Source organism: Pseudidiomarina sp. WS423, from assembly GCF_050750165.1.
GTDB classification, from domain to species: domain Bacteria; phylum Pseudomonadota; class Gammaproteobacteria; order Enterobacterales; family Alteromonadaceae; genus Pseudidiomarina; species Pseudidiomarina fusca.
In genome coordinates this window covers 1-19,272 of record NZ_JBOJLN010000024.1, presented here as the reverse complement: position 1 = coordinate 19,272, position 19,272 = coordinate 1, and the positions used below count along the sequence as shown (strand labels likewise).

Sequence of the window (19,272 nt, the reverse complement as noted above, 5' to 3'; positions counted from 1 at the left end):
AACAATGGCACTGAGGCCATTGATACTTTTCCGAAAATCCACTGGCTGCTTGTACAAATAAATCGCCGATGGCTCTACGAACATTTTCATGCAGCAAGCGATTTTACTAACTGCGCCAACCAATGTGGCTCAACGTGCAGCGGCAAGGTAAGTGCTAGGCCGCCATAATTTAGCGTCAGCGAATGATGGTTAGTCTGCATCACTTGTTGCGCTTGCACAAAACCGTTATCGTTTTCCTCGAGCAGCTCACGACGACGCTTACTAAAGTACGCTGGGTTTAAATCTCGTTCTGCACAAAATGCTGCTTGGGTTTGACCGCTTTGCTCAAATGCTTCGAACAGTTCAAGCCATTGGGCATGGCTGCGATGGGTACGACTCATAAATCACCTCGTTAGTTGAAACGTGGTGATAAATTAGGCCATCTGCAAAAACATGCCTAGGTGTGGTTGCTGTTACGGTTACGATATTGGGGCTCGATTACGTTTAGGAAATGTAGTCGCTACACTAATCCAACTTTGTCGTCAGCGAGGCGCTCCAGCACGTATTTATTGCATAAACGGCGGCGAGTTTGCAGGCCAAATGATAGCCCTCTGGGCTTATGCGAACAAAGTGAAGCTAGCCTTCTCGCGTCTAGGCAAGCCGACTGACAATGCGTATATCGTGTCACTAAACGGAAGTTTTCGTGATGAATGTCTTAACTGCCACTGTTTCGAATCACTAACCGATGCTAAATTAAAAATCGAAGCTTGGCGGGATGACTATAACAAGAGTTGCCCTCACCGGGCTTCAAATAATCTGCCACCCTCGCAGTTTGTGGCATCCGTTGGAAATTGAACAGCTCAATTTATTCAGCGAGTGGTTTTAATGATGGGGGCCTGTCAAAGTCGCGAATGTCGAGAGAAAATACCATGAAGTTTTTCTCAGCTAATCGTTGTAAACCGACAGGCCCCAGTCAGCTTTCTTAGCTACTTTAGAGGGCCTAGCTTCTCCTTGAGAATAAAAGGTGTCTAGAATGCTCAGACCTTATCGTGCGCAGCTTTCTGATTATGCCAAACAACATATTGCTCTTAAATATCAACCAAAATCCTACTGACTTCTTTCTCACAAAAATCAACATCAGAAACGTCAGAGGTCAAATGATTTCGTACTTTCTCCATCGCACTTAAGCGGCCAATTGCCGAATCTCTGTAGGTTCTACTAAAATTATTAGCCATAATAGACGATCTTTCTAATTCGAAATCCAAAGAAAAATAGTCTTCTGAAAACTCTACATGATGTTCGGAAAGAACCCCATTACAAAATTGCAAAATATGTGCTCTTTCTTCTTCGTCCTCACTAGATATATGCATATTTTTATTATGAAAAGCTATAATATGAAAAACTTCATGAACTACTTTTCCGGCGGCTTTAATAGCGCCTCTCGGAAAAACAGCAGGATCGCAGAAATCAACAGGATAATAGAAATTATAGGCATCTTCAGGCGAAAAGCGCTCTTCAATCAGAAAGTTTTTCAACGGCATGAAATTAATAGTTATATCCAGATTTTCAGCCTTTAATATTCCTTTGTAGAATGTCTTCGTCAAGTTCGCGCTCAGCGCACTATAATCAGAAGAGCAATGACTATTTTCTTTATGTACAGTGAATGTTATGTTTGCCCAATCGTTTTTAAAAGAGTGTAACTTAACAAAGTCTAAGCTTTGATCTACTGTACCTGTCATTTCCATTCTTGACTCGGACTGAAAGGCTGAAGTGACAACGACATCCCCATTTTTAAAATCCACAACGTGATATATTGTTTCATAACCTTTAGGTGTAGGTACCACAGTAGACGAACACCCCCCAATGACTAGGATAGTCATTAAAGTAAAAATAGACTTAAAAGAATGATTCATAAGCTCAATGTCACAAAAAGAGTGGAGGGGGTACCCCTCCACTAAAAATTTAACAAATGACGATCACGTCAGAAGGGCCACTACAACCACCGCTACTAGGAATAACCTGAGAAACTTGTGCTTTGATCCGTACCACTAAAAGTGGACACTTTGCTAAGCACTATTTTTTAATTCAAAGTTCTCTGGGCTGAGATAGCCAATAGCACTATGCCTTCTTGTCTTGTTGTAATCAACTTCGATGTACTCAAAGACTGCTCGGCGCATATTTTCTCGATCCATGATGGGCTCGTCCTGCAAGGCTTCGACCTTTAATGAGTGAAAGAAGCTTTCGGCACAGGCATTATCCCAACAATTTCCTTTTTGGCTCATACTCTGAGTAAGTCTATGTTTTTTAATTAAATCTCGATAATCGTTTGAACAATATTGACTACCTCGGTCGCTGTGAACAATAAGAATTGAGCGTTTTACGGTATGAAGTATGGAAAGTCTTGCAGCAATGGCGCACCCGACAGGAGTCGAACCTGTGACCTCTGCCTCCGGAGGGCAGTCGTGGGTTCGGTGGTAAATCGTTAAAGTTAGGCGTGGCAAGGGCTTAAGCGGTGCTGTGACTTTTTGTTTGGCGTCGAAATCGATACTTTAAAGACCAATTAATGATAAATTTGGTCACAGAATACCGACGTGGAAATTTCAATTTTTGACCTTTGCCTCGCGACAAAAGATTCTGAACATCCGAAAAATCCTGAGTTTTTAGGTGGAAAAAATTCCACTTTTTAACCGGACTTTAGGTGTGTAGATTAGCCTATAATTTAATAATGCCAACAAACGAGATCGCTTTATTCCAAATATCGAAACTAACGCCGTTCGTTCAAAAAGCGATTAATTAGATCTTGATGTTCGGCTAAACGCTCAATAATGTCAGCAAAGCTATCAGGGGCACTGAAGAACATTCCACCGCTTACGGACTGGTCGTAATCTCTTTTGATTTCTTTAAGCAAGCCGTCGGGCGGGATTAACACCAATTCACCGGAAAGAATGTCTTCAAAAGAAACACCTCGAGTCGCCCACCTGGCGGACTTCATCGCGACAACGTTCTCCAGTGCTTCGGCGCTTTGGTATGTGCCTTCCTCGAGGTTTCTCAAAATGCAGTCTACGTCGTACCAATGCCTGGACAACCGCACCGTATCAGGCGCGTTCTCTTGTGTGCAGAATTGATGAAGCGCGGTCAGCTTTTCCCAAATAATGTAATCCGGGTGGTAAGCCTCCACTGCGACTTTCGGTAAGGTGTGTGACTTTGAAACCTCATCTATTTCTGACAGGTAAGTCGTTACCGGTTTAGAAACCGTCGGCCGGCCCCGGTTACGGCCGCCAAATTCGAGCAGTACATGCTCCAGTTGGTACGAGCCATACTGAAATGCCACATGTGGGAAGTGAATGTCGATTTTCTCACCACCAGAGCCCTCTTCAATTTCAGCGCTCAGGCCCTCAATGCCATAACCTGAGAGCCGCTTATTCAATCTCTGAACGAAATCGTTAGCCCAGGCTTCTAATCGCTTACCCTGAGCACGCCTAAACTTATCTCGTTGATTACGGCTTTTGGTTGTTTGCGCCCACGCAGCCGCTTCATCATCTGATTCTGCTAAGTCAGCCCAATGAATCGATAAATCAATATCCTCAGAGAATCGCTCGATGGTGCTATAACACTTACTAAGAGCCGTTCCACCTTTGAACGCCACGTCATGGCCATCTAATAAATCTTCTTCGTAAAGCAACCGCAAAATTTCGGTTACCCAAATGTCTTTCTCTAAGAAATTAGCACCCAAACCTCTGGCGGAGTTCTGGGCAGCATAGTCGAGGATTGATTTTAACTCGGCTCGTTTAGCGTCGGTCTTATAATAGTCAAATATGCCCATCACACTGTCGCACTCTCAACTTGCATGAGTTTATGGCGCCACTGAGAGCTCAATGTGGAATGCTTGAGATTCTTAAGAACTCGCTTCTTCTCACTTTCCGTCAACGACAGCCGATTAAATACCTTACGGAATTGCTCTGGCTTAAAATGCTCTGGCTCCATCACCGAAAGGCTTCGAAGAATCAGTCCTTCAGGTTGGTTCAGCCACTTAAGCTTGCTGGACGCGACGTGTTTCACCTGAACCACTGAGTTTCCGACTTTGAATTCACGCGAAGGGCCATTCGTCCAATACATGGTTCGAGCCGGAGATTGAGTTTGCAGCCCCAGTCGGTAAGCCGCTTCAAAGCCATGCGAAACAAGCTTATATCCATGACTTCGCGCCCAGGCTTTTGCTACCTCTTCCGGGCTGGGCATTACCTTCGCACCCGGTAAGCTTTCTATGGACTTAGGACGAACGTAAAAGCCTTTTGACACACGCACAATCTCGCCTGACTTTGCCAGTCGGCTAAAAGCTTTCTGAACGGCGCTTTCCGTACCTAGCTCATAAAATCCCTCTATGGAAAAAGGAACACCTTTTCTCATGCGAGCAATCCGAGACTCAATTTGTGCGGTGATAGACATTGAGATAATCCTGACTATGAAATGCTGTGTTGATTAAATATACACCTTTAATTGCCCAATGTACATGGTCATTGATGTCAGGATTGTTTGATCCACATAACCAATTATTTGGGTAAGGGTAAGACGGCGGCTGTAAATACTTCTAAAGACTCGAGATGCGTACTTTTACCTATGTCGAGTCTATCGACGCAACAGGATTGTTTGTCGATTATTTCGTGTTTTATCGACATGAAAGGCCGTTGGATGAAGTAAAAATATTTGGGTCATATCCTGCATCTTTTCGCTATTATTCAACTTCCCACTTATAATTGCGTCGATTTTTCGGGGTGACTACACCCACGCTCGTGGGGGTGTTTCCGAAGCGAGCCGCTCTGAAGAAGCAAGTCACGAGTCTTCCCCACGCTCGTGGGGGGGGGCCGTATCTCTGATTATTCAGATGTGGAGCACCAGTCTTCTTTAGTGGAATGACAATTTATCTAAATCATCGATAGGCTTTTGGGTTTGAAATTTAATAAAAATTAGCACCATTAGTACTGACATAATTGAAAATATAAACTAACCTGTAGTTTGAAATGATTAACAGGTTGGTACCATGAGTGCGGATATATCATCAAAATTAAACCGACTGCTGAGCTCCCAACCATTGGGCGTCGTGCTCTGTTCATCTTGGCTTGTTGAAAATGGCTACAGCCTCGACTTGCAGCAACGCTATAAAAAAAGTCAGTGGTTTGAGAGTATCGGTGCCGGTGCTTTAATACGCTATGGCGACCACGTGGATTATCTCGGTGGGGTGTACGCCATGCAAACTCAGCTCGGCTTATCGTTACATCCTGGCGGAAAAACTGCCCTGGGGTTGCAAGGCAAGGCGCATTATTTAGAGCTTGCCCCAAAGCACGTGCAGCTATTTGGCGCTCATGGCGAGCATGTGCCTTTGTGGTTTAAAAAACAAGATTGGAGCGTTAACGTCAAGTACATGTTATCCAACTTTCTGCCGGCCGAAATCGGTTTAACCGAAATACCACATAAACAGTTCACGGTTAAAGTATCAGAGCCAGCGCGAGCCATCATGGAGTGTCTGTATCTTGCACCCAAATCACAATCGTTACTGGAAGCTTACGAGCTTATGGAGGGCCTCAATAACTTGCGGCCCGCCTCCGTGCAAAAGTTGTTAGAAGCCTGTAACTCAATAAAAGTGAAACGCTTATTTCTTTATCTGGCCGAGAAAGCAAATCACGACTGGATGCAATATCTTGATTTAAGCAGTGTAAACCTAGGCTCGGGTAAGCGTGCGATAGTAGCGAGCGGTGTTTACATCCCGAAATACCAAATCACTGTACCAAAGGAACTGGAGTCAATGGAATGAATGAAGCTTACAGAAAACAGGTGAAATTGCTACTCGATGTGTTGCCGGAAATCGCGAAAGAGGTTTACCGATGAAATCAAACGGGGCTTGTTATTCGCGCTGATTAGTAGCAATCGACCAACACATGAAATGCTTGCCCCCAACTTACGTGACTAAAGGGCAGCTTTTAAAAACCAGTTTGAAGGCATGAGCAATGTTGTATTTAGTTATGCTGATTTTGAAGCAACAGGGTTCAAGTTGATAGATACGATACGTCGGAGTTTGAGCGAGGCGGACAAGCAATTTCGGCTTAGTTTTAATCAATTAGAGCCGAACTGGTCTGTTTATGATTATCATCAATTTCCATCGGTAAAGTGGAAGTTGATGAATTTAGCAAAATTTAAAAAAGAGAGCCCAAAGTTTTATCAGCTGCAGCTGGAAAAGCTATCGGCTTTGTTGGCGAGTTGAGAATTCTATTTATGACGGCTCCGATTTTTCGGGGCGACTACAGAGGACTAATTAATGAAGTAAACATCATAAGGTTAAATTTATGATGTCTACTTCATGTTTATAGGTTTATGTACTACACTTCATCTGTGCCTATTTATGAACCCGACTACATCGATGAGGTTTACTCATGATTATTCAGCGCCCAGCCGACTTAGCGACACTTATTAAATCGCACCGAAAGAAGCAGGGCTACACACAAAAGGAACTCGCAAGGTTAACCGATCTTTCGCAGCGAAGCGTGTCTTCGATTGAACGTACCGGAGAAATGCACACATCAACTTTGCTGCGAATTTTTGCAGCGCTCAGAATTCAGCTAAACGCAGACGCTGTGGAACAAAGCACCTCAAATAACAACGAGGTTATTTGGTAATGGGCCGACGCAAACATGAGAATACACTCTATTGCCACATGAATGATCAGTTCGTTGGCACGTTGACGTCGCGGCTGAATAACTTGAGTTTTCGATATTCAGATAGTTGGCTACAATCCAAGTTTGCACGGGCAATCTCCATATCCATACCATTAACTGAGCAGGAATATTCCGGCGAAGCTCTAAACGCTTACTTTGATAATTTGTTGCCCGACAGTCCGGATGTTCGTAAAACGATTGTGGATAGGCTTGGGGCTAAAAGTACAAAACCTTTTGATTTGCTCCAAACGGTTGGCAAAGACTGTATTGGCGCATTAACCTTCGCTGCCAGTCCGGAGCCCGAGCCGGTTCCTGACGTTGAAATAATCCCGTTGAATGAAGAACAAATCGGCCAACTCATAGCAGATTCTCGAACCGGCAAAACCCTCGGTATGCTGCATGAGAATGCATTTCGTTTTTCACTTGCCGGCGCTCAAGAGAAAACGGCGCTGACTTTTTGGCAAGGACAGTGGGGTATCCCTGTAGGCCAAACACCAACAACGCACATATTGAAACCGCGAATCATAACTCGCCCAGGTGAACCTGATTTATCGAGCAGCGTTGAAAACGAATGGTTTTGTATGCGTGTTGTTCAGGCACTTGGATTGCCGGTAGCCCATACAAAAATTGACAGCTTCAATGGTGAAGATGTTTTGATTATTGAACGCTTTGATAGAAAGGTCATCGGGAACAAGATTTATCGCCTACCACAAGAAGATTTCTGCCAAGCGCTTGCTGTGGCAGGCGGTTCAAAATATGAGGAGCATGGTGGCCCAAGCGCTAAAGAGATCATGAATATTTTATCTACATCTACGGCTTCGGTTCGTGATCAGGATACATTTATGTCAGCGCAGCTACTGTATTGGCTTTTCGCTGCTATAGACGGGCATGCAAAGAACTTTAGTCTGGCACTGACCCCCAAAGGATATCGGCTGACCCCCTTGTATGACGTATTATCAGCGTATGGATTCGCGCAAGTAGGCAATTTACATCCAAAAAAAATAAAAATGGCGATGGCCGTGAATGGTAAGAATCGGCATTATCATTGGCATACGATTTTTCCTCGGCACTGGAGAACGCACGCAAAGAGTGTTGGCTATGATCCAGACCGCATGGATTCGACAATTGAGAACATCACAGCCAAGTTAGAAGCGTGTCTCGATATTGCATCTGAGGAAGCTGCCTCGATAAGTGTTCGCGCAGAGCAAAGCGCGGAAGCTATTCGCAAAGGTACATTGAAGGCGCTTGAACGTTTTAAGGTATGAGCTTTCTAGTAAATCAGTCGCGATTCAGTATTTTGAGCTTGAGGTCACAAATTTAGACCAACTGAGATAACTTCAAGTGGTTTGGTCCCATAGAATATTTAGTTGGTAAGTACTATTCTTCTACGAACCATTAAAAATGGCGCACCCGACAGGAGTCGAACCTGTGACCTCTGCCTCCGGAGTAAATAGCGACTGGCTGACATTAAATGGTGAGAGGAGGTGCTAACCGTGCAGGCCCCGTCCTGTAGGGGGCTCAGGAGCATTTTAACGAGGCCATTTAGCCAGAAGTTTTAGCGTTTTATCTCCAAACCCTGCAAAACTTGGCACAAGAGGGTATGGAAAAAAGGATAGTTAGCCAGACAAATGCGGCCGTTCGCGCAGGAGTTTGTGTCTTATATTTATGTGGTAAGCATGGCAGCCAAATCAAATTGACGTATAATTCTGGCAACAGAATAAGCGCGCTAAACAAAGCATAATTGTCCGCCAAGTAAAAAGGATTTACATATCTCTCGCTTTTTCTCTTTTATTGAATCCAACCTTGTCTGGTTTGTCATCAGTGTCGCAGCGCTAGGATTACTTCTGCCCGAAACGGGACGCTTCTTTGAAGGCTCTATCGGACTACTACTGGCTTTGTTAATGCTGGTCATCAGTTTAACCTTTGATGCGCACGATGTACGAATGGTGCTACGTAAACCATCACGGCAATTGTGGGCGTTGGGTCTCGTTTATGGACCCATGTCGATTGCAGGATGGCTGACCGGAAGACTTTTCTTCGGCAGCGGCTCGTTATCGGCAGGCCAAGCCCTACTCGGCACGCTGCCAACAGATGTCTCTTCGCCATTATTAGTGCTGATGGCTCGAGGCAATGTTGCTTTAGCGGCCGTCTTTAACGCAGTCAATACTGCGCTGTCGCCATTCATCGTTCCCTTCTTATTTTTATGGTTAACAGGCATTCAGCTAACCGTTCCCTTAGCCACGATTATTCTTGAGTTGATGTTGGTCGTTCTTGTTCCAACGGTCGTCGGTGTTAGTTTACGCACGCGTTTTTCGAGCTTCTTTGCACGACATGACTCAACTTATGCAGGTGTCGGCTCGGTGATCTATCTTTTGATACTGCTCGCTGTTGTAGGGCCGAATGCTGAAACTATCATTGGTTACGGCTGGTATGCGTTTGTGATCGGCGGAGCAGCATTATGCCTTAATCTAATGGGCTATTTGGTTGGTATGACGTCCCGGTTGTTTACCAATGACCGACAAGAAATGATCACTTATCTTTTTACAGTCAGTAAAAAGGAGTTTAGCATTGCCGCTGCTTTTGTTGCTGCATCTCGGCTTCCCCCTGAAATTGCAATTCCCGCTGCATTTTTTGCCGTCATTCAAATGATTACTTCACCTATTGTCGCTAAACTTCTCGCTCGCGACATGACCAAAATAAACGATTGAAAACGATAGGTGTATCTTCGCCATTAGTAATGATGGCTCGGGGGTATTTGAATGGAAGTTGGATCTTTCGACCCAACTTCCAAAACAGCAAGATTACGAATGAGACGATCTTATTCTGAGTCTGCTTATCAGCAGGTAAAGCGCCGGCAGAACAACCAGCGTCAACAATGTCGACGAAACAATTCCGCCAATGACAACCGTTGCTAAAGGCCGTTGAACCTCAGCGCCCGTGCCTGTGTTAAACGCCATTGGGATGAACCCAAAGCTCGCCACTAGTGCCGTCATAAGCACAGGCCTCAATCGTTGACGAGCACCCTCGTACACAGCATCAATGATAGCTTTGCCCTCATCTCGTAACTGTTGAATGAACGATAACATCACCACACCGTTTAACACGGCAACTCCAGACAACGCAATAAATCCAACAGCCGCAGAGATTGACAGAGGCATACCGCGTAATGAGAGAGCCAAAATACCGCCTGTGAGCGCGAGCGGCACACCGGTGAATATAATTAAGGCATTTGTCAGTGAGTTGAATGCGCTGTACAACAGTCCAAAGATAAGTAATAACGTCAACGGTACCACGATTGCTAAACGCTGAGACGCTGATTGAAGTTGCTCAAACGTGCCGCCATAATCGATCCAATATCCAGTTGGTAGTGATATATCGCTTTGTAACTGTTGCCGAATGTCCTCAACAAATGACCCCAAATCACGATCGACAACATTGGCGCTTACAATGACATTGCGTTTACCACTTTCCCGGTTGATCTGATTGGGCCCAACCGTCAGTTCAACGTCTGCGATTTCCCCCAATGGGACGTACTGAAGCTCCGGGTTGCTCGCTTGGGGCACGGTAACAGGCAGCTGCCTTAACGCTTCGATATCTGTGCGCCAAGATTCATCCAGACGAACCATCAACCGAAACCGTTTATCTCCTTCATAAATTGTTCCGGCAACTAAACCGCCGACAGCGCTTTGAACTGCACGTTGAACGTCCTGAACGGATAATCCAAGTAGCGCGAGATGATCACGTTGCGGTGTCACTGACAATGTTGGTAAGCCGGTCATTTGTTCTGCTCGAACATCTGCCGCACCGTCAACGCCAGCAATGATCTCTACAGCCTCATCACCGAGCGCTTTCAACTGGTCGAGGTCGTCACCGTAGATACGCACAGCGACATCTGCACGAACACCCGCGATCAGCTCATTAAACCGCATCTCGATGGGTTGCGTGAACTCATATTTGTTACCGGGTATTTGCTCGACAGCTTCCCTCAACTCAGCAACAAACTCATCTTTTGTTTTTTCTGCATCCGCCCATTCACTCTTTGGCTTCAGAATAACAAACGTATCTGCAACACTCGGGGGCATGGGATCAGTCGCAACATCGGGGGTTCCGATTTTTGAAAATACCCGTTTTACTTCGTCGAATTCAGCAATCACTTCCTCAAGTTGCAATTGCATATCGACCGATTGTTGGAGGCCCGTACCGGGAATACGCAATGCGTGCAGCGCTAAGTCGCCTTCATCCAATTGTGGCAGGAATTCTGTTCCCATTTTCGAGGCTTGATAGATTGATCCCATAAACAGACTCAAACCGACCAAGACAATCACAATGGGTCGTTTCAGAGACGTATTCAAAAGCGGCTCATAAAGTCGTCTAGCCCCGCGCATAAGACGATTTTCACCATGTGAAACTTTGCCTTTCACGAAAATCGCAAGCGCGGCTGGTACAAACGTCATAGAAAAAATAAGCGCACCCAGCAATGCAAACACAACGGTGAATGCCATAGGATGAAACATTTTTCCCTCAACGCCACTAAGTGCAAATATTGGTAAGTAAACCAACATAATGATCAACACACCAAATACCGCAGGATTAAACACTTCACGTGTGCTCTCAAACACTTCCTGTAAGCGCTCTTTGGTCGTCAATAAACGCCCTAGCCTTTGTTGTGCTGATCCGAGCCGACGTAAGGCATTTTCGACAACAATGACGGCGCCATCGACGATAATGCCGAAATCTATTGCACCTAGACTCATTAAGTTACCGGACACACGATTAGCCGCCATACCCGTGATAGCGAATAACATGCTCAATGGAATAACCAGTGCCGTAATGAGTGCAGCTTTGACATTTCCAAGCAAAAGAAACAGCACCACAATAACAAGAACTGCTCCTTCGAACAGGTTCTTTTCGACGGTCGCAATGGTTTTCTCAACCAGAGTTGTACGATTATAAACGGACTCGACCGTTACACCATCGGGTAAGCTGAGCTGCACCTCCTCCAGACGCTTAGCAACCGCTTCAGACACAATACGACTGTTCTCGCCAATCAACATCATTGCGGTCCCAAGCACCACCTCCTCACCGTCAGCCGTAGCAGCTCCTGTTCGTAGCTCTTCACCAAACGACACATCCGCAACATCTTTCACCCTCACTGGTGCGTCATCACGTTTGGTAACAACCACATTACGAATATCCACTAAGGATTGTAGTTGACCGGGAGAGCGAACTAGCCATTGTTCGCCGTTACGCTCAATATAGCCCGCACCAGCGTTGGTATTGTTGAGCTGCAATGCTCGAAAAACATCGTCTACCGAGATTTTATAAGCGAGCAACTTTCCGGGGTGCGGAGAGACTTGGTACTCGCGCTCATAGCCACCAACAGTATTGATTTCGGTCACACCCGGAACTTTGACCAATTGAGGACGGATTACCCAGTCTTGCAAGGTACGAAGCGATTCTGCTGTGTAGGGTTGACCATTCTCATCTCGCGCATCAGCATCGGCGCTGACGATGTATGTAAAGATCTCACCTAAACCGCTCGCTATTGGTCCAAGCGCTGGCTCAACATCGACAGGCAGTTCACCTCTGACCATCTGCAAACGTTCGCTGATTTGTTGGCGAGCCCAATAAATATCAGTTCCCTCCTCAAACACCACGGTTACTTGCGATAAACCGTACCGAGAAATTGATCGTGTGTAGTCAAGGTCTGGTATACCCGCCATCGCATTCTCAACCAGATAAGTAATGCGCTGCTCTGTTTCTAGCGGGGAATAGCCGGAGGCTTCTGTGTTGATTTGCACCTGCACATTGGTAATGTCCGGTACCGCATCAATGGGCAGTTTGAGCGCACTAAATACGCCAACACCTACTATCAATATTGTTGCCGCCATGATCAACCATCGACGTTGAACGGCGAACCGAATCAGTAAATCAATCATAAATTCGCCCCTTAATGGTCATGGCTCGCGCCGTCTTTGAGAACATCAGCTTTGAGTATGTAGCTGTTGCCGATTACATAAGGAGTATTTGGAGCTAGACCGCCGGTCACTTCGGTATATTCTCCGTCACTTTCACCAAGCTCTACCATGCGAACTTCAAACGTGTTTCCGTACTGCGCAAACACCACAGGCATGTCGCGAAAAGACTGAATGGCATCCACTTGAACCGCTAAAGTTACATCTCGCTGACGGGTATTTACATCCGCTTTTACATGCATACCAGGCCGCCAATGACCCGCCGGATTATCAATAAGCACTCGCGCCCGAGCGATATGCCCTCCAGTCATCACCGGCGCAATGTAGATCACTTCTCCACGAACGCGCTCGTGTTGATGCAAGTCGTAAACCTCCGCTGTTTGTCCGACTTGAAGTTTCTCGATGTTTTCAGGGAACGCTGAGAGCTCAACCCAAACCGAGGATAAGTCACCAATCTCGAAAAGTGTTTGCTCGTTAACCACTTCACCGACAGATACAAACTTTTCGGTAATCTCTCCCTTAATAGGGCTAACAACATCGTAACTGACACCACTTGCAGCGTTGATAATTTTCGCAAGCGTCTGGCCAGCTGAAACTTGGTCGCCAATGGAAACCTCAACATCAGTTACCTTCCCTTTATAAGTCGGAGTAATTGAGATGATTTTTTCTGTTACTGGAGCAATAACCCCAAACAAGCGCTCTTTGAGCTCAAGTGTCTGCGGGCTCGCACGCTCAACCAAAATATCTGCCTTTCGAATGATGCGGTCAGACAAGGTTGTTCTTCCCTCAAAGCTTTCATAATGCCATGTAGCACGATGGTCTTTCGTACTAACAGCAACCGAGACCTCGTAAGAATGTGGCTCAGTGACCACCTCATTACTGACCAGATAATTATTCTCTGGCGTGAAGCTCAAGTTGTCATTGACGTCGCCAAGCCGATGCAAAGTCACCGAGAGCTCCACATCCTTTGGTGCTGCGATTTCTCCGTTTAGGTAGGTGTAGACTCTCATTTCCGGGGGAATTCCTGTTTCGTAAATCGTTATCTCGACTGATAAATCACCGTCGCTTAATAGGATTCCACCATTTGGCCCCTTGGTCTCTGTCTCCGTATGGCCATGCTCAGTTGAAGCATTACTCAATGCTGATAGGCTTAGCGCTACGCATAGAACGATCAATGTAAAAATTGCTTTTATAAAATTCATAATTTAGATTCCAAAAATGATTGACCCGTCATTCGCTCAAGCTCAAGAATGTCTTGATGGATAGCGCTTCGGCGCTCAAGGGTTTGATACTCAAGCTGTGCTAGTTCATCTTGCGCATCAAGAACAACTAAAAGACTATGTATACCTCGGCGATAGCCATCGGTGGTTTCATCGACTAGTTGCTCAGCGAGGGGCAATAAATCTGCTTGAATGCTCTTTAAGTAGCGATAATTTGTTTGTATGCGTCCCAATAGCGACTTGACGTGAACGCGTAATTGTTCCCGTACTAACCGCTGTTGTTCAAAAATTAACGCTCGCTCAGTTTGAGCAGCCTCAAGAGTTCCCTGATTTGGGTTCGAAAGTTGAAGAGGCATCGACGCCTGGAGAACAAGACCAGTGTCATTTAGCTGATTGTTGTAACGAATACCCACTCCAACATTGAGGTCGGCAGAAGCATCTGCCTTCACAGCATCAACTTTTGCCGCAAGTAATCTTTCTGAATCCAGTAAACGAAGAAACTCTGGCGCTTGATTGACCGCTTGTTCAACTTCAGCTTGTGACGGAATATCAAAAGATTGATCAAAGTTACCGACTACACCTGTAAAGTTCGGCTGAGCGGCCCACATTGCACTTAAGTTCGCTCGTGCTTGGTCAAGCTTTCCAACAATCTCTTCGGATTGGACACTTACTTGGCGTTGTTGCAATGAAACTTTAGTTGCTTCCGATGGTGGCACAGCTCCGGACCGGACCCGCTCCTTGACTATTTGCATTGCACTATCGAGCCGTTGCTGCTGATGGCTATTCCACTCGGCCAACTGCTGCAACCGAACAACTTCGTAAAAACGATAAGCCGTCTCCGCTAGGATTTCGATCTTTTCGTAATTAAACTCAGCGGCCCGCTGACGTTGTCGCGCGTTCGCATACTCAACTCGTTGCTCGCGTTTTCCACCAAGCTCAATAAGCTGACTGAACGACAATGTTGCTTGAGCGCTGTCGAATCCTTGGCTTTCACCATTACCAGCAAAATCCTCCAGTTCGAACCCGATAACTGGATTTGGACGCAGCGATGCCTGCAGTTTTTCAGCTTCAGCCATACGTTGCTGATACGGGTACTTCTTTAAGATTGGGTTATCTCGCAAGACGTTCTCAAATGCCTCTCGCAATGATAACTCATTTGCGATTGCTGAATATGAGGTTGCAAGTAACCCCACAAGTACAGCAATCACGAAATAAAGTAATTTCATGATTATCTCCACAGTAAAATGGCGTGCTAATGCACAAATTTTAGACGTGAAGTTTAGGCATTTGGTGGTGGGGTTGGTGGTTGATGGTCGTTACTATCGAAAGGAAGTAATCGATGTGGGATTGCAAGATTCGGACATGGTGTTGCCGCAGCACAGATTGAATAACCAGTGATACAGCTTATGTGTGCGTGAAATTGATGTTCGTGGTTTGGATCGAGGTTGTCGGGTGACTTCGTCTCGTGATCATTGTGCGTATGATGTTGATAGGCATAATCGAAAGTGTGATTACTATCCTCCACATGCCCAGCGGCAACCGCACAGGTAAAAAAACTGTGAAGTAAAATGACTACGATCAACGACCAAATAATTTTTGGCAAACGAACAACCTGCAGATGAAAAAACCATTTCAAAATAAGAAAGAGGCTACCACATGTATCTCATGGGCTCAATCACCGGCTTTTTCTCTTTTATCGAATTCAACCGTCTTAGAAAGGTGTGTTGGACTTATTACACTTAAATACTGGTCTCAACAAAAGTAAAAAGTGGCTGGAAATCGCCTGCATCAGCGGCGCTGAAGGGCGACAATATTATAAGCAGGAATAAATTTGGCACAGATTTGGCACAAAAATTTTTGTGTTAGTGTTCACAAACCGTGAAGCTCCTGCAGATATGGCGCACCCGACAGGAGTCGAACCTGTGGCCTCTACCTCCGGAGGGCAGTCACCAGCACCGTGGTAAATAGATAAAGCCAGGCGTGGTATGGGCTTAAACGGTGTTGCTGCCTTCCCTTTCTAAAAAATACTCGTCCTTTTGAGACCATTTAACAACAAAATTGGTCACAGAGCACCATCCCCAAAACCGACGATTTTTGACCTCTGCCTTGCGACAAAAAATCTCAATCATCGACCTAAAACCTGAGTTTTGAGGTGGAAAAAATTCCATGTTTATCAGCATGCACACTGACGTTCATGCAACACCGAGAATAATCGAATACCAAAATGTTGGTATGTTGTTTCAATTGTGATGCGGTCGAGTTACTTTATGTTAACTTGCATGGACGTTGCCTCATGAAACTAGCGATTCGAAGCCTAATAGCTTTCAGTATTTTCATCACTCCTTTCACATTACATGCGCAGGCTTCTCAGGAAATCTGTTGGACCACATATACAGAGGTATCGAGGCCGAACGGAACACTCCCAAATGGCACGCCAAGGTACGAAACTGTTCTTGTTGCAGGACAAGCATGTTATGACATGGCAAATCTAGATGGCGGATGGCCGGGTATAGGCGGCGACCAGGATTATCAGCTCGGTGGTGGTGGCGGTGGTTCGGGGGGAGGCGCTGGTGATACGCCATCTTCAGAAAACCAGGATGAACGGGACGAGTACCACACTCAGTTATGATGGTATCGGGCGTGTGACGCAACGCAGCTCTGGCGATGTCAACGAAACATTCAGCTACGATAACTGTAGCTATGGCGTGGGTAAGCTGTGTCGTACCACCGACCGCGCGGGCTCCACAGACTATGACTATACCGCAGCAGGTCAACTGGCGAGCATGACGCGAAGCATTTTAGGTGCTAGCTATACCACACAATGGGTGTACGATGATGAAGGACGTGTGATTGAAATCAGCTATCCATCGGGTATCTTGGTGGACTACGAATATGACGGTATGGTTGTGAAATAAGGGCGCCCGTCAGCGGTTTATGTGACGATAAACGGCGTCCGAGAGCCGGTAATGACGATGCTCAATCATGAAGCCTTTGGACCGTTGCGTTACGGCACCTATGGTAATGACCTGAGCGCGTTTCGGCAGTATACGAGCGGTTATGAGTTGAAGTCATCCTACGTGGGCGGCGGTTGGGCGCCATTGACCACTGAATATCAGAACTTTTACTTTCAAGCGCCTTACATCTCACAAGCTAAGTTGGCGTATAACAGCGCTGGCAACATCGTCAGCATTGAAGATGTGTTAGGCTCAGAGCTCGAGAGTTTTACCTACGATAATCGTTCGCGCTTGACGCAGCGTAAGCGCAATGGCAACTCGCTAGAAGTCTACAATTACGATGCCAACGGCAATCGCACACGATTTAACAATGAGTACTATAGAGTCGATGCCGACAGCAACCAACTGACCGGGCACCGTGTCGGAGCCAGTGGTAGCTATGCATCGATATGGAGTTATGACAATGCAGGTAATCAGCTGCAAAAAGAGACCCACACTTGGACCTATGGCGGTGATAATCGCGTACGCCGGCTGACACGCTCATCAGGGTTTTACTACGAAAACTGGTATGACACTAACGGGCAACGGGTCGCGAAGAGCTCAACCACGACCGACTGGCACTTTTTGTATGGCCAGAGCGGCGAACTACTGAGCGAAACCAAGAACGGGCCACATGTGAAAAGCTATATTTGGCTTGAAGGCGAGTTGGTTGCGCTTGTTTATAATGATGAATTGTACTTTGTGCACAACGACCACTTAGGTCGCCCGCACAAAGTGACCGATGACACGAAAGCGGTAGTTTGGGAGGCCGATTTGCAAAGCTTTGACCGCAGTATTGTGAGCTCTAGCATTGGTGCACTGAATATCGGCTTCCCAGGTCAGTACTGGGACAGCGAGAGCGGCACATGGCAGAACTGGCATCGTGATTACGACCCAAGCACGGGGCGCTATATTCAGTCAGATCCGATTGGGTTGAGCGGCGGGATGAATACGTATGTTTATGTTGAAAGCGATCCGCTTATACAGATTGATCCTGATGGAACCCGTCAAAGAGTAGTTAGAACGATAAATCCAAATAATCAGCAATACCGCGAACTTCGTGATCTCGGTTATCGACATGACCAAATTATGGCAATGGGGGAGGCGCTTTATGCATTCGCTACGATGAAGAAAGCCCCAGCTCCTTGTGTTTGTCCAACAGCGAACAGCGAGAGAGGCTTTTACGATAAAATATGTACATCTGATAACCCAACCGGGGCTGACGAAATGATTGTTACTGGGCCTATAATGCTTGCGCAAGGGGAAAGCCCTTGTAGGTGTGGTACTGAGCTTAGCGTCAGGGACTTCGTCAATCATATGATTACGGCACCTGCGCATGCCGGTAACCCTCGAGGATTTTAGGTTACCAGACCGGAAGAGTAAATTTATCTTTATGAGCTAGCAATTAGAAGCGAGGCGGAAAACAATCCGCCTCGCCCATTAGAACTATTATTACTGTAATTTTGAACCAGCGAGGCGAAGTCAAAGCAAGCGCTTGTTACTACCAAGAGCGTTACACCTAACACTGTGCTGCAAAACTAGACTTTGACTGGCAGTGTTTTGTAGCTTGTTTGGAGCGCTCATGGCTATAATCTACAGCCAGTTGACTACTTGATGAACCTGCTCGCGCCGTGGCCAAAAGTTGACCGTAGTGATGATATCGAATGGCTACTACCTTGGATCATCGAGCTCATATCCAAGAGTGATTAATTTACTTCAGCTTGCTATTTACTTCCTTACTAAATAGCATCAACATTAGTGCCCCCTCAAAAAGGGAAAGTAAATAACCTATTGACATATCTAAGTAAATCGAAACACTGAAACCAAGTAGATATGGACCAATAAGCAGATTAAAAATAATAATGATGAAGAATAACCATTTAGCTAATTTCTTATATGTATAAAGCCCAATAAGGCTGAGGACATATAATACAGAATAGATATAAGGAAACGGATTGGTTGGCTCGAGCATTCCGCCTGTGCCAGACGCGGCCAGAATATAAACGACTTCTTCAGTATAAATATGTTGCCATAGATACGGCATGAAAAAGAATGCTGTGTATAGTACTGCTGTTATAAGTATCGTGATTCGAAAATACTTAGACATTGCTTCCCCTGCTACTGATCCGTACCACTAAAAGTGGACACTTTGCTAAGCACTATTTTTTAATTCAAAGTTCTCTGGGCTGAGATAGCCGATAGCACTATGCCTTCTTGTCTTGTTGTAATCAACTTCGATGTACTCAAAGACTGCTCGGCGCATATTTTCTCGATCCATGATGGGCTCGTCCTGCAAGGCTTCGACCTTTAATGAGTGAAAAAAGCTTTCGGCACAGACATTATCCCAACAATTTCCTTTTCGGCTCATACTCTGAGTAAGCCTATGTTTTTTAATTAAATA

At 45.7% G+C, this 19,272-nt stretch carries 19 protein-coding genes and 1 pseudogene; 10 read left to right on the top strand and 10 right to left on the bottom strand.

Annotated features, from left to right (window positions below; genetic code table 11):
- Positions 1-86 precede the first annotated feature (86 nt).
- Entirely contained in the window at positions 87-380 is a 294-nt protein-coding gene (gene tnpA, locus ACQ661_RS12215; protein ID WP_313932688.1) for an IS66 family insertion sequence element accessory protein TnpA, read from the bottom strand.
- A gap of 52 nt (positions 381-432) precedes the next feature.
- Here tnpA and ACQ661_RS12210 point away from each other — a divergent pair, with 52 nt between their 5' ends.
- Positions 433-834, top strand: a complete 402-nt coding sequence (locus ACQ661_RS12210; protein ID WP_418055302.1) for an integrase core domain-containing protein — start codon at positions 433-435, stop codon at positions 832-834.
- A gap of 233 nt (positions 835-1,067) precedes the next feature.
- Here ACQ661_RS12210 and ACQ661_RS12205 read toward each other — a convergent pair whose 3' ends face one another.
- The 4 genes and pseudogenes from ACQ661_RS12205 to ACQ661_RS12190 all read right to left on the bottom strand — a co-directional run bounded on the left by ACQ661_RS12205 (position 1,068) and on the right by ACQ661_RS12190 (position 4,422).
- The gene (locus ACQ661_RS12205) at positions 1,068-1,892 is read right to left on the bottom strand and encodes a hypothetical protein (RefSeq protein ID WP_431668520.1); all 825 of its coding nucleotides are present in this window, start codon (positions 1,890-1,892) and stop codon (positions 1,068-1,070) included.
- 153 nt (positions 1,893-2,045) lie between these two features.
- Positions 2,046-2,345, bottom strand: a pseudogene (locus tag ACQ661_RS12200) (IS3 family transposase); the annotation flags it as partial.
- A gap of 398 nt (positions 2,346-2,743) precedes the next feature.
- A complete protein-coding gene (locus ACQ661_RS12195; protein ID WP_431668522.1) occupies positions 2,744-3,802 on the bottom strand; it encodes a nucleotidyl transferase AbiEii/AbiGii toxin family protein in 1,059 nt (352 codons plus the stop codon).
- Complete coding sequence (locus tag ACQ661_RS12190; protein WP_431668518.1) at positions 3,802-4,422, bottom strand: DUF6088 family protein; 621 nt, start codon at positions 4,420-4,422, stop codon at positions 3,802-3,804. Before ACQ661_RS12190 ends, ACQ661_RS12195 begins: the two co-directional genes overlap by 1 nt.
- A 592-nt stretch (positions 4,423-5,014) precedes the next feature.
- On the opposite strand from ACQ661_RS12190, the gene ACQ661_RS12185 reads away from it, so the two are divergent.
- The 5 genes from ACQ661_RS12185 (at position 5,015) to ACQ661_RS12165 (ending at position 9,391) form a co-directional block, all read left to right on the top strand.
- Positions 5,015-5,785: a type IV toxin-antitoxin system AbiEi family antitoxin gene (locus tag ACQ661_RS12185; RefSeq protein ID WP_431668517.1), complete on the top strand. Its 771-nt coding sequence runs from the start codon at positions 5,015-5,017 to the stop codon at positions 5,783-5,785.
- 186 nt (positions 5,786-5,971) lie between these two features.
- Positions 5,972-6,232, top strand: a complete 261-nt coding sequence (locus ACQ661_RS12180; RefSeq protein ID WP_110076963.1) for a hypothetical protein — start codon at positions 5,972-5,974, stop codon at positions 6,230-6,232.
- A 169-nt stretch (positions 6,233-6,401) separates the two neighbouring features.
- Entirely contained in the window at positions 6,402-6,644 is a 243-nt protein-coding gene (locus ACQ661_RS12175) for a helix-turn-helix domain-containing protein (RefSeq protein ID WP_153827263.1), read from the top strand.
- Positions 6,644-7,948 carry a type II toxin-antitoxin system HipA family toxin gene (locus ACQ661_RS12170; RefSeq protein WP_431668515.1) on the top strand — a complete coding sequence of 435 codons (1,305 nt, stop codon included), beginning with the start codon at positions 6,644-6,646 and terminating at the stop codon, positions 7,946-7,948. Before ACQ661_RS12175 ends, ACQ661_RS12170 begins: the two co-directional genes overlap by 1 nt.
- Before the next feature lie 504 nt (positions 7,949-8,452).
- Positions 8,453-9,391 carry a bile acid:sodium symporter family protein gene (locus ACQ661_RS12165; protein ID WP_313933409.1) on the top strand — a complete coding sequence of 313 codons (939 nt, stop codon included), beginning with the start codon at positions 8,453-8,455 and terminating at the stop codon, positions 9,389-9,391.
- 93 nt (positions 9,392-9,484) lie between these two features.
- Here the strand turns inward: ACQ661_RS12165 and ACQ661_RS12160 are convergent, their stop codons facing one another.
- Genes ACQ661_RS12160 through ACQ661_RS12150 form a run of 3 tightly spaced genes read right to left on the bottom strand, consistent with a single transcriptional unit; the run spans position 9,485 to position 15,104 of the window.
- A complete protein-coding gene (locus ACQ661_RS12160; protein ID WP_313933406.1) occupies positions 9,485-12,622 on the bottom strand; it encodes an efflux RND transporter permease subunit in 3,138 nt (1,045 codons plus the stop codon).
- Positions 12,623-12,633: 11 nt separating this feature from the next.
- Positions 12,634-13,860, bottom strand: coding sequence for an efflux RND transporter periplasmic adaptor subunit (locus ACQ661_RS12155; protein WP_110076959.1), 1,227 nt, complete (start codon positions 13,858-13,860; stop codon positions 12,634-12,636).
- Positions 13,857-15,104 (bottom strand): TolC family protein, encoded by a 1,248-nt coding sequence (locus tag ACQ661_RS12150; RefSeq protein WP_110076958.1) that lies wholly within the window; start codon positions 15,102-15,104, stop codon positions 13,857-13,859. Before ACQ661_RS12150 ends, ACQ661_RS12155 begins: the two co-directional genes overlap by 4 nt.
- Here ACQ661_RS12150 and ACQ661_RS12145 point away from each other — a divergent pair.
- The 4 genes from ACQ661_RS12145 to ACQ661_RS12130 all read left to right on the top strand — a co-directional run bounded on the left by ACQ661_RS12145 (position 15,103) and on the right by ACQ661_RS12130 (position 18,233).
- Positions 15,103-15,276, top strand: coding sequence for a hypothetical protein (locus tag ACQ661_RS12145; RefSeq protein WP_153827330.1), 174 nt, complete (start codon positions 15,103-15,105; stop codon positions 15,274-15,276). The genes ACQ661_RS12150 and ACQ661_RS12145 overlap by 2 nt on opposite strands.
- Before the next feature lie 1,081 nt (positions 15,277-16,357).
- Positions 16,358-16,507: a hypothetical protein gene (locus tag ACQ661_RS12140; RefSeq protein WP_162014643.1), complete on the top strand. Its 150-nt coding sequence runs from the start codon at positions 16,358-16,360 to the stop codon at positions 16,505-16,507.
- The gene (locus ACQ661_RS12135) at positions 16,476-16,793 is read left to right on the top strand and encodes a hypothetical protein (RefSeq protein WP_153827329.1); all 318 of its coding nucleotides are present in this window, start codon (positions 16,476-16,478) and stop codon (positions 16,791-16,793) included. The genes ACQ661_RS12140 and ACQ661_RS12135 overlap by 32 nt, the downstream gene beginning before the upstream one ends.
- A gap of 51 nt (positions 16,794-16,844) precedes the next feature.
- Positions 16,845-18,233 carry an RHS repeat domain-containing protein gene (locus tag ACQ661_RS12130; RefSeq protein WP_313933402.1) on the top strand — a complete coding sequence of 463 codons (1,389 nt, stop codon included), beginning with the start codon at positions 16,845-16,847 and terminating at the stop codon, positions 18,231-18,233.
- Positions 18,234-18,582: 349 nt separating this feature from the next.
- Here ACQ661_RS12130 and ACQ661_RS12125 read toward each other — a convergent pair whose 3' ends face one another.
- Both ACQ661_RS12125 and ACQ661_RS12120 read right to left on the bottom strand, forming a co-directional pair.
- Positions 18,583-18,978 (bottom strand): hypothetical protein, encoded by a 396-nt coding sequence (locus tag ACQ661_RS12125; protein WP_313933401.1) that lies wholly within the window; start codon positions 18,976-18,978, stop codon positions 18,583-18,585.
- A 45-nt stretch (positions 18,979-19,023) separates the two neighbouring features.
- Positions 19,024-19,272, bottom strand: a 249-nt coding sequence (locus ACQ661_RS12120) for an IS3 family transposase (protein ID WP_431668512.1), incomplete at its 5' end; no start/stop codon positions are given.